Annotated in this window: 15 protein-coding genes; 4 read left to right on the forward strand and 11 right to left on the reverse strand. The window is 43.7% G+C overall.

Annotation, left to right across the window (positions count from 1 at the left end; translation table 11 throughout):
• Positions 1-2 precede the first annotated feature (2 nt).
• From HQN88_RS04145 to HQN88_RS04165, 5 genes are all read right to left on the reverse strand, one after another.
• Positions 3-920, reverse strand: a complete 918-nt coding sequence (locus HQN88_RS04145) for an ABC transporter permease (protein ID WP_173108981.1) — start codon at positions 918-920, stop codon at positions 3-5.
• Positions 921-1192: 272 nt separating this feature from the next.
• On the reverse strand, positions 1193-2698 hold the full coding sequence (locus tag HQN88_RS04150) for an ABC transporter substrate-binding protein (protein WP_173108982.1): 1506 nt from the start codon (positions 2696-2698) through the stop codon (positions 1193-1195).
• Between the two features lie 224 nt (positions 2699-2922).
• A complete protein-coding gene (locus HQN88_RS04155; RefSeq protein ID WP_173108983.1) occupies positions 2923-3492 on the reverse strand; it encodes a 50S ribosomal protein L25 in 570 nt (189 codons plus the stop codon).
• 93 nt (positions 3493-3585) lie between these two features.
• On the reverse strand, positions 3586-4560 hold the full coding sequence (locus HQN88_RS04160) for a DUF1861 family protein (protein ID WP_337995219.1): 975 nt from the start codon (positions 4558-4560) through the stop codon (positions 3586-3588).
• Complete coding sequence (locus HQN88_RS04165; RefSeq protein WP_235550500.1) at positions 4511-4795, reverse strand: helix-turn-helix domain-containing protein; 285 nt, start codon at positions 4793-4795, stop codon at positions 4511-4513. The genes HQN88_RS04160 and HQN88_RS04165 overlap by 50 nt, the downstream gene beginning before the upstream one ends.
• Before the next feature lie 207 nt (positions 4796-5002).
• Here HQN88_RS04165 and HQN88_RS04170 point away from each other — a divergent pair, with 207 nt between their 5' ends.
• From HQN88_RS04170 to HQN88_RS04180, 3 genes are read left to right on the forward strand one after another with little or no spacing between them, the layout of a single operon-like run.
• Positions 5003-6193: a glycosyltransferase family 4 protein gene (locus HQN88_RS04170; protein WP_173108985.1), complete on the forward strand. Its 1191-nt coding sequence runs from the start codon at positions 5003-5005 to the stop codon at positions 6191-6193.
• A complete protein-coding gene (locus tag HQN88_RS04175) occupies positions 6193-7299 on the forward strand; it encodes a glycoside hydrolase family protein (RefSeq protein WP_173108986.1) in 1107 nt (368 codons plus the stop codon). The genes HQN88_RS04170 and HQN88_RS04175 overlap by 1 nt, the downstream gene beginning before the upstream one ends.
• Positions 7292-8371, forward strand: coding sequence for a mannose-1-phosphate guanylyltransferase (locus tag HQN88_RS04180; protein ID WP_173108987.1), 1080 nt, complete (start codon positions 7292-7294; stop codon positions 8369-8371). The genes HQN88_RS04175 and HQN88_RS04180 overlap by 8 nt, the downstream gene beginning before the upstream one ends.
• A gap of 469 nt (positions 8372-8840) precedes the next feature.
• Here the strand turns inward: HQN88_RS04180 and HQN88_RS04185 are convergent, their stop codons facing one another.
• The 3 genes from HQN88_RS04185 to HQN88_RS04195 form a co-directional block, all read right to left on the reverse strand.
• Positions 8841-9101, reverse strand: a complete 261-nt coding sequence (locus HQN88_RS04185; protein WP_173108988.1) for a MerR family transcriptional regulator — start codon at positions 9099-9101, stop codon at positions 8841-8843.
• Between the two features lie 35 nt (positions 9102-9136).
• Positions 9137-9778 (reverse strand): GOLPH3/VPS74 family protein, encoded by a 642-nt coding sequence (locus tag HQN88_RS04190; protein WP_173108989.1) that lies wholly within the window; start codon positions 9776-9778, stop codon positions 9137-9139.
• Between the two features lie 183 nt (positions 9779-9961).
• Positions 9962-10582 carry an NADPH-dependent FMN reductase gene (locus HQN88_RS04195; protein ID WP_173108990.1) on the reverse strand — a complete coding sequence of 207 codons (621 nt, stop codon included), beginning with the start codon at positions 10580-10582 and terminating at the stop codon, positions 9962-9964.
• Positions 10583-10790: 208 nt separating this feature from the next.
• Between HQN88_RS04195 and HQN88_RS04200 the strand changes: the two genes are divergently transcribed.
• Positions 10791-11234: a MarR family winged helix-turn-helix transcriptional regulator gene (locus tag HQN88_RS04200; protein ID WP_274320508.1), complete on the forward strand. Its 444-nt coding sequence runs from the start codon at positions 10791-10793 to the stop codon at positions 11232-11234.
• A gap of 103 nt (positions 11235-11337) precedes the next feature.
• Here HQN88_RS04200 and HQN88_RS04205 read toward each other — a convergent pair whose 3' ends face one another.
• The 3 genes from HQN88_RS04205 to tdh all read right to left on the reverse strand — a co-directional run bounded on the left by HQN88_RS04205 (position 11338) and on the right by tdh (position 14662).
• Positions 11338-12186 (reverse strand): GNAT family N-acetyltransferase, encoded by an 849-nt coding sequence (locus HQN88_RS04205; RefSeq protein WP_173108991.1) that lies wholly within the window; start codon positions 12184-12186, stop codon positions 11338-11340.
• A gap of 228 nt (positions 12187-12414) precedes the next feature.
• Positions 12415-13590 carry a glycine C-acetyltransferase gene (locus HQN88_RS04210; protein ID WP_173108992.1) on the reverse strand — a complete coding sequence of 392 codons (1176 nt, stop codon included), beginning with the start codon at positions 13588-13590 and terminating at the stop codon, positions 12415-12417.
• On the reverse strand, positions 13568-14662 hold the full coding sequence (tdh, locus tag HQN88_RS04215) for an L-threonine 3-dehydrogenase (protein WP_173108993.1): 1095 nt from the start codon (positions 14660-14662) through the stop codon (positions 13568-13570). Before tdh ends, HQN88_RS04210 begins: the two co-directional genes overlap by 23 nt.
• Positions 14663-14705: the final 43 nt, after the last annotated feature.

A 14705-nucleotide genomic window follows, 5' to 3' on the forward strand; every position in this document is an offset into this window, starting at 1 on the left:
CCTTAGAACAGAGAATTGTCCTCATTAATTCGTCTTACGATTAAATTGGCGGTGACAACTAGAACGAAGCCAACGAACGACTGATACAAGCCGACGGCCGAAGCCATACTCACGTCAGCAATTTCGCTAAGCGCCCGGTAAATGTACGTATCGATAATATCTGTCGTCGCATACGTCATCCCGTTGTTGTTCGGGATGAAGAAATGCAGCCCGAAGTCGCCTCGGAACATGTTCCCTATACTGAGGATAAGCAGAATAATAATCAACGGCGTCAACTGAGGTATCGTAATATTCGTTACCATCTGCATTCGCTTTGCCCCGTCGATCCTGGCCGCTTCATACAACTCTCCGTCAATTCCGAGGATACCAGCGTAGTACACCATCGCGGAGAAGCCAATCGCTTTCCATAAATGCACGATGTTTAGAATGTAGGGCCAATACTCAGCTTTAAAGTACCACGAAATTTTCTCCATGCCGGCTGATGCCAACCAACTGTTGATAAACCCGTTGTCATGATCAAGGAACGCCTGCGTGATGTAACTCATGACGACCCATGAAAGGAAAAAGGGCAGAATCAACGCGGTCTGATAAATCTTGAGCCATTTTTTCGCAATTTCATTGAGAAGAATGGCTACGGTGAGCGCTGCGACTGTCGTTAACAGCATGTAGCCCAGGTTATACAACACTGTGTTGCGGGTGATGCGGAATGCGGTTTCACTTTTAAACAGAAACTCGAAGTTTTTGAAACCAATCCATTCACTGCCCAAGATGCCCTTGTCATACCTATAATTTTTAAATGCAATGACGACCCCAAACATCGGTATGTACGACATGATGAAAATATAGATAACTGCGGGGAGCGAGAGCGTAAACAATTCGATGTTCCTGCCGAAAAACCGGAATGCCTTCTTGCGCTTCATTGGATGCCTTCCTCCTTGCTTGTAACGATTTGCTTGGCTTGCTGCCTGAGATCAATTTAGCTGAAATATCATCGATAAAACAGTGCAAAAACTGTACTTTTGTCGCCACTTTGAGTAAACGATCTGTATTTTACTAACTGAAGTCCAAGTGGGCCGCAGAATGCTGCGAGAGCACGGGCATGGAGACCTTTGGCGAAAACGCCAAAAAGACTAAGAACTACACGGTGTGGTCTGCACCGTCGTTCTCAGCCTTTACAAATATTGATTTGGGGTCACTTCTTCCCCTTCGCCTTCAGCCATTCATCCAGCTGCCTTTGCTTCTCGGATCTTATCATTTCACTTCCAGCTTTAGTCAGTTTCTCTTCGTAGATCGGCAGATATTTCGTCGGATCCACCGTTCCTGTGGCGAGCGCTGCATAATACTCGTCATTCACCGCCTTCACGTTGGCAAGTTCCGCCTTCAAGTCGTCCGTTCTGAACACAAAGTCATAGTAAGGGGATACCTCCGCCTCTTCGTTAATGCGAACAGTCTGTTCGATCTTGTCAGGTGGCGCCCCTTCCGGCAAATATTCGTTACGAATGTTGCCGAATACCCAATCCGTGTTAGTGAAATACCCTGAATCCCAATTCTGCTTGACGTAGTTTCCATCGCTTCGTGTATAGTGCTTTCCTTCAATTCCATAGACGAGCGTATTATACAACTGCTTATCGGTGTTCACCAGTTCGAGCAGCTGCATCGCTTTGTCCGGATGCTTCGACGTTCGGCTGATGGCATTCATCGAACTGACTGCACCGTTGAAAGACGGCTTTGCCAGCGGAACAAGCAAGACTTCGAAGCCACCGTCACCGGCCTTAAACTCCGCTTCAGAGCCCGGTTTTCCCGTAAAATCGAACCAAACAGCTGTGTTGCCCTTATTGTAGACGTCCGCAGCGTTCTTTAGTGTAGCGGCATCCTGATTAATATATCCTTTGTCGTACCAGGAGTGAACTAATGCAAAGTTTTGTCTCATTTCCGGCGTGACATCAGGGAGAACTCGGTGGTTAGCATCGCCACGATAAACAGACACGCGCCAGTCGATGCCGTAGATATGGTTCATATAGAAGCCTCTTGTCGTGCCGAACGGAACGATGCCTGGCTCCCCATCCTTCAGTTGTTTCAAGAAAGGTTCGATATCGTCGATTTTGTGGATCGCACTTAGATTGAGGTTGTATTTGTCGACAAACCGTTTCTGGATGACCAAGCTTGGGCGCATAGCGGCAATTTGGTAGTTCGGCACGGCAAGTTGCTTACCATCCAGCTTGCCGTCGTTCCAGAATCGTGGAGACATCGACGTCTTCAATCTCTGACCGTAGCGCTCAAGCAGCTCGTCCAACGGTTGGAACACGCCTTTCCGGGCATTGGCATCCCATGGGAACAGCCAATTCGAGGTCCAGACAATATCCATCGGGTCGCTTGCCGCCACGAGTGTATTCAACTTCTGCTCGTAGCTCGCGAAATCGACGGGTTGCAGCTTGACGCTCGCATGAATTTTATCCGCGATTAGCCTATTGACTTCGGCATTTACCAGCTGCAAGTCAGAATTCGCCTTGTTCTGAGGGTAATACCAGATCAACTCGTCCAGCTCGATGCTTCCATTGCCGTCTGTCTCTTGCCACTTCGTGCAGCCACTCACGACGAACATCAATAACGCGACTAAGCTTAGAACCGCAAACAATATGAAACGATGTCCAGGAACCGTCCTTCGGATATTCCCGACATACTTCTTGTTCAAGCTCATTCTCCCCTCTCCCTCTCCGATTTCAAAAACACTACTCCTATTATAACCTGATCTTCTCCCAGTGGACACAATATGAAGTTAGTGAATATTGATGATTCTTTAGAGACATTCTACTAAAAGGACACTGTCTCCCGAGCTTATAACAAACACAAAAATCCCCTTACAGCAGAAAGGATCTAAGTTGATTAACTTAAATACTTTCCACTATAAGGGGATGATTTATTCTAGGCTGTTGCTTCGACTTCTTCATGAACGGTTTTGATTTGAATCATAACCGTATTCGCATCCGTCAACACTTCAATGCCATCTTTAAAGATCAAGTCGGAAACGAGAAGCTTATCGCCAGTATCAAGACCACTGATATCCACTTCCATGGAAGTCGGCAAATCACCAGGCATACAACGCACTTCTACTTCATAGATTTCAATCTGCAGAACCCCACCGGATTTAACACCGATTGCCTCTCCAGAAAACTGGATAGTAACTTTGCTGTCCATAATTTCAGTCATGTTCACATGATGAAAGTCGATATGCAGTAGATTGCCCGACATTGCATCCTTTTGGACGCTTTGAACAATGACAGGAATTACTTTCTCATCGGATGTATTACCTTGCAGAATAGCTCGCGGATTTTTTTTCAAAATATCCAGCATTTCTTTTTCATTTACTTCTACAGACAAAGTATCTTTACCAATCCCATACAACACAGCCGGGATGCGTCCCTGTTTTCTTGCTTGATTCATCTGGGACTTTGTTTCACCAGTGCGCTTGTTCAGTTGAATAAATTTACTCATTTTTTGTTTCCTGCTCTCTTTGACCATAAATTCTTGTCAAAATGAGTATAACATGACCATAAAATCTAGTCAAACTTTGATGGAACCCACTCGTTACATTTCATACTCCATAAATGGATCAGGGATCTCTATTTGATAAGCCTCAGCATCGCTAACACCAACGGAAAGGACAGCTCGGCCATTGCCTGATCGTATAAGCCCACCACTAAAAATGACATCCTCTAAATCTGGCCGTTTGCCAGGACCTCTTGGAAAATCACTTCTTGTTGCAATAATTTTCATAGCTGTTTTCTCACAGGTCTCAGGGTTGATTGCAAAGACCATGGAATAATAATGCTTGTTTCCTGAGGTATCAAAGCAGGCTACATGTCCCAGAACGCCCACGTGTCCATTCCCCAATAAATGTGCTTCGTTCGCACCGCCCCATTCTTCGGGGTCGAATTGATCTCTAAGAATTTCTGCATGGATGAAGGTTTGCTCATTAAGCTCCTCCAGCGAATCGATGATCGTAAATCCAATTTGCCCTCTTCCGCCTCTTGCTCCTTGCGGTCTAGTAAATACACCTACTTTACCGTCCTTAAGCTCAATGAGTCGTATATCCTTCATTGTACCGGGTCCAGATGAGAAGTGACATAATGTATCTATGTGAAACCCACGATAAAATTGAGTAACCCATGACACAATTTTACTTGGATTATCGACTGCTATAATGACTTCAACTCCGCCAACTATGAGTTCACCTTTGATGATGGTCATACATGGATCCTGTAAGTTATAAGTGTGCGTATGTATGCGGGGACTCCAAATCTGATCCTTACATGTAAAAAAGAAGACTTGAGAGAACTCACTATCCCGTTCCTCAACTCTTCCTAAGATGACTCCCTCCCCGTCGTACTGAAACGGGGCCGTTATATTGTATACATCTCGATTTCCTACTCCGGAGAACACTAGTTTTTGCACTATTGTTACTCGAGGGTTATCATAAAACGTTGCCAGCAACTGTTTACAGCTCTCTGACTTAATCGATTTCCTTGTCATTGACGTCCTCCTGATAATCCATCGATGCATCTATCGTCCAATCACTTTCCTCATCCATTTCGATGCCAATGAGCTGCCCAGGCTGGACATTAAAATACAGACAAAGCTTCAGCAATAAATCCCTAGGATACTGTACCATCTCATCCTTATACATACGACGAACGGAGTCAAAGTGGTAGTTAATCTCTTTAGCGAGCCTACGTATCGATAATTTAGGGTCGTGATTTTCCATGACTTCTTTTAGTTTACTGCGTATGACTGACACACATTCACCTCCTACTTAAATATATAGGGTATGTCATGGAGAGTCAATAAATTGACAAGAAAAAATGGTCATGTTATAGTGAAAACAGGAAATAATTTGGAATTTTCAGATAATAAAATACTCTTTCCCCCAAAAGAATTAAAGACGTATCTTTAGATTCTTTTTTTTGTGTTCCAAAAATCGAGATCCAACCTGGAGGCTCATTATATGAAGTTTACAAACAACAATCGGAATATCGTTTTTCTAGGCACTAGCCTGCCGAGAGAATGCGGCATAGCTACTTTTACACAGGATTTATTAGATGAACTAAAACACATTAAAGGCTTCAACAAGCCTCGTATCATTGCAATCAATAACAACGAAACTTACGACTATGATGACCAAGTGATGAAAGAAATTGGCCAACATCAACTGTCAGATTATATAGAGACAGCCGATTATCTTAGCACATCAGACGTTGATCTTCTCGTTATTCAGCATGAATTCGGTATTTATGGTGGAGAAAGCGGTGAATATTTAATTCCATTCGTCGAGAAACTGACTATACCGTTTGTCGTCATATTTCATACCGTGTTAACGAAACCTTCTGCCAAGCAGCTTCACATCATGAATCGAGTTGCAGAGCTAAGTGTTAAAGTTGTCACAATGGCGCAGTCTACGGTAACCGATCTGATCTCCATTTATGGCGTTGATGCCGCCAAAATTGCTTTCATTCACCATGGCGTCCCCCATGTTCAGACCGGATCAAGAGCAGAGCTCAAAGAGCAGTATGGCTTTGCAGGTCGGAAAATTTTATCCACCTTTGGGTTTTTAAGTCCTGGCAAAGGAATTGAGTACAGCATTGAAGCTATGCGGGGAGTGGTCAAACAGCATTCGGATTCTCTCTATATAGTTTGGGGGAAAACGCATCCAGTCGTTAAACAAGAAACAGGCGAGGTATACAGACAAAAGCTGATGGATCTTGTAGAAGAATTTGATTTAACCCATAACGTTCGCTTCGTCGACAAACTTCTAACGCAAGATGAAGTGATTCAATCCCTGGTCATGTCAGACATTTATATGACTCCTTATTTAGGAAAGGATCAAGCTGTTAGCGGAACATTGGCGTATGGAGTCGGTTATGGAAGAGTTATTGTCTCCACTCCTTACCGATATGCCGAGGAAATGTTGGCAGATGGCAGAGGTTTACTAGCTAATTTTCGCGATTCGGCCTCTTTGGAAGCATGCATCCTTCAAGTATTGAATGACCCTTCTAAAATAGTTGAAATGGAAAATCGTACATTGGAACTCGGAAGAACTATGCTCTGGAACGAAATAGCAAAAACCTATGCCGCCATCTTCCTAGAAAAAATAGTAGCTTCTGAATCAACTAAAGTAAAACACTTAGGAGTGATGTAATGCAAGTACAAACGAAATTGGAGTTTAAGTCCGATTACTTGCACAGGATAACGGATGATACAGGCATTTTTCAACATACTAAGTTTGGCGTACCTGACCGGTCGAAAGGCTATACTACGGACGATAACGCACGAGCATTAATCGCAGCAGTTTTATTGTACAACAGCCATAAAGAATCAAGCACATTAGACCTTATTCATACTTATGTTGCCTTCATTCACCACGCACAGAATGCAAATGGGAATTTTAGAAACTTCATGGATTATAACCGTTCCTTCATCGAGGATAACGGCTCAGAGGATTGTCAAGGACGTACACTATGGGCATTAGGATTCGCGCTCGCCCATTCTTCCCTTCTGCCTTATAATGTACTTAATACCTGCCGTTATTTAATTAATCAGGCATTACCGCATATTGATAAGCTAGGTTCTCCGCGTGCTGGAGCTTATGCGATAATCGGTCTAAGTTATTTAATAGAAACCCCTAATGCTTTAACTTACTCCTTCCCCTATCTCCATACGCCAAGTACGGCAGAAGAAAAGGCTTTTCTACCAAGAGCATCCATCATCAATTTGATCGAAAACATAGCGGTTCGACTGCACAAACAATATATACACAATAAGGGAAACGGTTGGAATTGGTTTGAAGACAGCCTTACCTACGGAAACGCCATGCTGCCATGGGCACTATTAAAAGCATCACATATTACGGAAAACATTCGTTTGAAGGAAACGGCTAAGGAAAGCTTGGATTTTCTAGTATCCAAAACTTTCGCTGAAGAAGGATATTATAAACCAATAGGCAGCCATGGCTGGCAATTACGGGGTGAAAAGGCTGCTCTTTACGACGAACAGCCGATTGAAGCCTGTGAAATGCTTCTTGCTTGTAAAGAAGCTGCGCTCGTGCTCCAAGACTCAGCTTATTTGAATATTGCAGCTTTATGCTATGAATGGTATTTAGGCCATAATTCATTAAAGATCTCTCTCATTGACCCTCAAACTGGGGCTTGTTACGATGGCATCCATGCCACAGGGTTGAACCTTAATCAAGGTTCCGAGAGCATTATTTCCTACTCCATTGCCCATATGGTGATGCATCATGAATAAATTTGCTACCATCCTTGCAGGCGGGGGCGGAACTCGTTTCTGGCCGCTGTCTAGACAGGAAATTCCAAAGCAGCTTCTCAACATTAGCGGAAATGATATTATGCTGAACGATACGATCGAACGATTCAAAGGCATTATCCCACAAGAAAACACCGTTATTGTTACGAATCGCTCTCAGGCAGTTCTGATGGAGAGCATCATGCACAGCAGTGTTTCGAAAAGTAATATTTTGATCGAGCCCGTAGCCAGAAACACGGCAGCAAGCATACTTTTCGCGGCGTTATCAATAGAAAAATCACACGGTGATTCCATCATGGTCGTCTTGCCTTCCGATCATTATATAACTGATGAGGAACAATTTCGGCTTACATTAGATGAAGCCTGTACGGTCGCAATGAAGACAGACAAAATCGTTACCATTGGAATTAAGCCAACATTCCCTTCTACCGGATACGGCTATATTTCATTTGATAAAGAACCTATTTCTTCAAATCCTGTTGCAGTATTCGAAGTAGCTGAATTTGTAGAAAAACCGAACTTTCAGAAAGCACAAAGCTATCTGTCATCAGGTAATTATTTATGGAATAGCGGCATATTCATTTGGAAAACTTCCGTCATTATTGATAATTTCAAGCGTTACCTGCCTCGACTCTATAAGACAATGCTTCCAATCAGCGAATTTCTGGGCACGGATCAAGCAGAGGAAATCATTACTAACATTTATCCAACGCTTCAAAATATTTCGATTGATTACGGGATCCTTGAGCGCTCCGATGAAGTCGTTGTACTGTCTGGTCAATTTGGCTGGAATGATATCGGCAGCTGGGATGCGCTCGGCGCTATCTTCCCTCCGGATGCATCAGGAAACATTATTAAAGCAAACCATATGGGCATAGATACACGAAATTCGATCATATACGGAAATGGCAGACTAATCACGACAATTGGTGTAGACGGCTTCATTATTGCAGATACTGGGGATGCCCTTTTGATATGTCCCAAAGACAAAGCGCAATCTGTTAAAGATATCGTCGATCTGCTGAAGGAGAAAGGAATGACGGAATATATCTAGTCCAAGAAAATTTGCAAGAGGAAAACCTAGAAGTCGACAATTAAAGTAAATTGCAATATCTAATAACTGACGTCATCGGAGATATTCGGTGGCTTTTTTCCTATTCCTAGCTACGACATTTGTTTTTGACATGATCCTTATCCGATAAAAAAGAGCCCATCCCCAAGTAGTTACATCTACGAAAGGATAGCCTCAATATTTATCACTGCGATGAGTTCCAAAAGATTCAAGTGATATTAATTAATTGGAGGAATACATAATGAAACCTTTTACTGAACTAACCTTTACAAACGTTGAGGATTTACGTCAGAAAAATAGCCGTGTTAAATGCTTACCAATTTCCAGTAAACCTTCCGCTGATGCTGATCTTCCAGTTCCGTACTAGTCTATCAGTCTACAACTTTATTTTTTGTAGGTGCTTTCTTGTCTACCCTATCCCCATCCCTTCTTGAGACAATAAGCGACCTCACTATGGGAATAATTTTTCTTTAATTTGTTTGATTGTAAATCCTTCTTCTTCTTTCATTACACGAATTTCCTCAAGTCGCTTAAGCGCTAATTCACGTGGGTATCTTCTTGTCAATCGTGTATCCTCTTGCTCAAATGAAATCATATTCTCTTCCGTGTAGTATTTGATGGTACTGTATCGGACGCCAGAAAGTTCAACCAATTCACTGATACTCACATACTCTGATGTTGCAATTTTATCTAAACTTCTTTTTCTCCCCATATTTTTTCTCCCTTAGGTTGCTGCAATACTTGACGTTATGATCCAGAATCAAGATTTTGGATAGCGATATCAATCGTTCTAATTTTTTTGTAAATGTCCTCTTTGCGCAACATATCTAGTTTTTGCTTTAACGTTTTTTGTTCGTAGTCAGAAAAGTAATTGGTTAGCATATTTTTATTATTTAAAAATAACACCAAGGCTACGGTATGGTCGTCTACATTGCCATTTTCGAGTAACTCCGCTCTGATTTTCTCCACGATGTGGTTCCGTGTATGTGCAACATCCGTATATTTTTTTACCGGAACAATGAATAAAACTTCCGTATCTACAATCTCTAGAACTCCTTTATCTACAAGGCTTTCAATAACCATTTTGTAAATTTCTCTCTGTTTAAAATAGTAAAAGTAAGAAACCCACGCCTTTAGCTTCTTTGGTTTCTCTGCAGTTATAATTTCGAGTATTCTGTCCAGATATTTTTCACCGGTGGATGCTGAGTTAGTGATTCTGATCGTATCATCTTTTTCAAAGGTAACGTTGCCATTAATAGCAAGTTCCACGATACAAGCCATTACCGAATATAAGGCAACATGCATACGAAAAATAGACTTAAGTTTATTGGTTTCACGATCTAATGCGAGTAAGACAAACTCTTGGGCAATTGATAAATTCTTCAACATTGTCGTATCATCCTTCCGAAGATTTTCACTTACTACTTACTACTTACTACTTACTACTTACTACTTACTACTTATAATATTGTACAAAATGCAAAAAGTCAAAGCTTCATTCGAATCTCGTATTATCACATTTTATGACGTAAAATAGGCGCTCACTCAGAGAATGAACGCCATGATTTTTAGTTAAGAAAGGACAGCTAATGCTTCCTTCCATTTACGACGCAACCGTGCCAGGACACTTTCTCGTTCCTCGAGTTGGTCCACAAGTTCCGATACTGCTCGCTGCACCTGTGGCGCAAAATTACTAAAATCACGATCTGGATTGAGCTCAGCTCCTTCACGGATAACTGCATCCGATAATCGGAGTGCAGGCGATGTCGGCACAATACGCATCCGTAGCCGAACTGCAACCCTCCTTAGTTGCTTGCCGCAACGACCACCACCATGGCCGCCGTAGGTAACAATCATGACTGGCTTATCCCTCCACTCATGGTAAAGATGATCGATAGCGTTCTTAAGTGCTGCCGGATACCCCCAGTTAAACTGTGGTGTGACGAAAATCACGCCATTCCCACTCTTGATCTTCTCGCTCCACGCCTGCGTATGCGGCTGGCTGTAGCCTTGCAATGCGGGAATTCCCGGTTCATCGTCCATCGGCAATTGCCATTTTGCAAGATCAATGATCTCATACTCGTAATTTGAATATGCTCGGCCGACAGACTCAACCCACGCCGTAATTTTCGGGCAATTTCTGCCTGCACGTACGCTCCCCATAACCAGGAGTACTGTCTTCTTCTGTTCCATGCTCACACCTTCACTTCTTATATAGTTCTGAAGCTGACCAGCATACTCTTATTCAGTAACACCAGAGTCATCTTCTTTTCGTTATATTAGTACGTGATACAAACAATATAGTTTGTGCCACGTACAATGTCAATGGCTTTTATGATAAAATAGAAATTGACTTACAGTCTGTTTAGCGAATATCTGAGCTTATCTGGAGTGAATAAAAGTGAACGAAAAACCTTCTGATTTTCATGAAAACCTTTCTATTATGGATAGTTTGATTCAATTATCCTTCCTTGTTCAAGGAGTCCTTACCCGAGTCGGAGCTGAATATGATGTTTCCATCATACAGATTCGATTGTTCGGCATTTTACGTGATCGTGAATTAAGTATGTTTCAACTTGCACAGTACCTCAGCCTCGACAAATCCAGCATTACCGGATTGATAACTCGCGCGGAGCGCCGAGGACTCGTTGAACGCAGTAATTCCCCCATCGATGGTCGTGTTATTCATGTAAAGGTGACCGCCGAAGGACAAGAAATGATTAAGGTCGTAAGTAGTAATATTGAGAGGCAAATAAAAGCAATAACGGCTAACCTTTCGGAAAAAGAGAGCTCACAATTTATTACTCTTGCTTCAAAAATGTTGCTTCCTTATAGCCAACAATAAAGACAAACCGGCAGCCAATGAGAATGGCTGCCGGTTTGTCTTTATTATTTTATTGGTATGGAAACGGTGGTATTGTTGGAATCACTGCCAATCTCAATGAAAATCACAGTGTTTTCTGCACAAAATCCGTCACATACTTTTCTTTAAAGCCAAGAGTGTCATATAGACTTCTGGCATAATTTCCAGCAACACACCAAAGATCAACGTTATTATGGCCGCGTTGATAAATTTCGTTACATAAAAAGATAACAAATTTTCTTCCAATCCCATGCCCTTGAAAGTCTGTTCGGACGGAAATACTACTGAGTACGTTACCAGAAAGATGGCTATAAGCGATGATCTCCCCATTAATTTCATAGACAAAACGGTCTCCCGCACTCTCTTTCCATGCTATACGTTCTTCTTCACTCGGCTGGGCAATTACAGAATCGGGAAAGCGCCCGACACGGACGCGCATTTCATGAAATGCCGTGGCATACAACGACTGACTACTCAGATAGTCTTCGTCAGAGTACTTTCTCACTGGTAGCATCTCCAGGGGAAAGGGATTTCCGGTTCGCTGCATAAAAGCCGATGAAAAGGTATTGTCATAACCAAGCTTACTCGCAAACGCAATAGATGATTGATGGCCAGCCTGATAGGAACTCCTTATTTTGTGGGTTCCGCCTTTCTGCAATCTCATTTCGGCAAATTTTACTGTTGCAGTACCAATTCCTTGCCTACGAAACTGAGGATCAACAAACACAGTTATGTAAGACAGAGTTGAAGGCTCGTTCACTTGTGCGAGTGCAACAAGTTTCTCTTCAATAAAAACGCTAATAAATAGTTCAGGATTTTTTGCAAGCAACCGATTTAGGTTTTCACCCGCGTCGACGTCATAGCTTAATATTTCGCTAGCGACAGTATAATCTTTTTCATTGAAGGGCTCATATCGGATATCTTTTATATTCATGAGTCTTTGACTCCTCCGTTTCTACACTTCTGACAAGAATATGATTATCTTGCTGTAACATTTCACAATAACTTAATCTGTCTCCATATGATTCTTCTTCCTTTGCTATATACCAAATTTTACCCAATATTAACCTAAAATGATATATTGCAGGAGCAACTATTCTCGTATAACAAAAAAACTCCCCCAATCGCATAAAGCGATAGAGAAGTTTTCATACACCATCAGCTATGTCACAAGCCCTAGCTTCTTTCCAGCAACATCCAACGCATTAATAGCAAAATCCAGATCTTCTAGCGTATGCTTTGCCGTCACAATGAACCGCACGCGGCCTTTATCCATCGCTACCGTTGGGAAGACAATACCTTGGGCGAACACGCCTTGCTGCAGCAGTAAATCCGAGAATAACATCGCTTTGGCCGGATCGCCCACGATGACGGGTACGATTGGTGTTTCGCTGGCGCCGGTATCAAAACCAAGCGCCTGCACCTTCGTGCGGAAGTAGCTAGCGTTCGACCATAACCTGCCGATCAGTGATTCGCTTTGCTTGAGCACGCGAATTGCTGCCAAGCAGGTTGCTGCTACCGAAGGCGGTGCTGAGGTGCTGAATAGGAAGGGGCGCGCTTTCTGAATTAGATAATTCTTCAGCACTTGGTCTCCGGCCACATAACCACCAACCGCACCAACCGCTTTCGACAACGTGCCTACCTGAATGTGAACGCGTCCGTTCAAGCCAAAGTGGTCCGTGGTCCCTTTGCCGTTACGTCCCAATACGCCGCTCGCATGTGCGTCGTCAACAAACACGATGGCGTCGTATTTCTCCGCCAACTCAACAATTGCCGGAAGCGGTGCGATATCACCGTCCATGCTGAACACACCGTCGGTTACCACGACGCGTTTTGCAAATGACCCGCACTCGCGAAGCACCGCCTCGAGCTGGTTCATATCCTTATGCGCATAGATGCAGCGCTGCGCTTTTGTCAGCCGGATGCCATCGATGATGCTGGCATGATTCAACTCGTCGCTGATGACAACATCATCTCCACCCAGAATCGTCATCACACCTTGATTCGTAGTGAAGCCTGATTGGAACACCAATGCGGCTTCCGTTCCTTTGAAAGCCGCCAACTCTTGCTCCAACTGGTCGTGAATGTCCAGCGTGCCGGTTATGGTTCGTACGGAACCGCTCCCAACACCGTATTGTTCAATCGCTTGGATAGCTGCCTTTTTCAAATCCGGATGATTCGTCAACCCCAAGTAATTATTTGAAGACATCTGCAGTACGCGACGACCACCGATGTTCATCCAAGTGTCAGAACCGGACTCCCATACAGAAATTGGACGATAGCGCCCCTCCTTCTTCAATTGTTCCAGTTCATGCTCAAGTGAGCTCCAATTGGCCATGTGCGATTTCCTCCTTCTGCCGCAGCGGCATACTGTCATGTGTGAATATCACTTTGCCACATAGCCCGGATGCCATTAGCTCAAACGCCTCTTCATAACGGTCCAGTGTAAATGTATGTGTAATAAGGGGGCGCAAGTTAATGCGTTTCTGTTCAATTAGACCCTTTAACTGATACCAGGTTTGATACATGCGTCGGCCAGTTATCCCTTCTATTCGAAGACCTTTGAAGATAATATGTTTGGATAAGTCCAGTGAAATCTCTTTGGTCGGAATACCTAGTAAGGATAATCGAGCAGCCGGAGCAGCCGCTTCGAATCCTGCGCGAATGGCATCTGCATGGCCGGACATTTCCAGCACGACCTCAGCTCCTTCGCCACCGGTAGCAGCCATAATCGCGTCTGCAAGTGAAGTTTTGGTGCTGTTGATCAGGGTGTCTGCTCCCATCTGCCTTGCTAACTCCAATCGGTATGGATTCACGTCGGCTGCGATGACCAAACCAGCACCGCTAGCCTTCGCAACGGCTACAGCCATCAACCCGATCGTCCCAACGCCGATGATGGCAACCGACTTGCCAACGATATCCCCGGAAAGCACTGTTTGTACTGCATTGCCTAACGGATCTTGCAAACAGCCGATCTCATAAGGCATGTCCGCGTGGTTATGAATCACATTAGTCGCTTTCACGACCGCATACTCCGCAAAACAGCCAGGCGTTGTAATCCCGAAACTGCGCGTGTTCGGACAGACGTGTGCGTTGCCTGTACGGCAAGTTTTGCATACACCGCAAACCATGTGCCCTTCAGCCGAAATATGATCCCCGGGCTTTACATGCTTCACATCGTTGCCCACTTCCACGACGATACCCGCAAATTCATGACCAAATACATTCGGCGTAACGACTGCGCTTTCGGCCCAAGAATCCCATTTGTAAATGTGTACATCTGTACCGCAGATCGAAGTCGCCTTCACTCGGACCAACACTTCATCTGGCCCATAGCTTGGAATCGGCAGCTCCTTCAAAACGGCTCCCGGTGCTCGATGCGTTTTGACCAACCCCATCATCGTTCCCATCGTATAGTCCTCCTTACTACAATAATACGTTATAGTATATTTT

Source organism: Paenibacillus qinlingensis (genome assembly GCF_013204845.1).
GTDB classification, from domain to species: Bacteria; Bacillota; Bacilli; order Paenibacillales; family NBRC-103111; genus Paenibacillus_E; species Paenibacillus_E qinlingensis.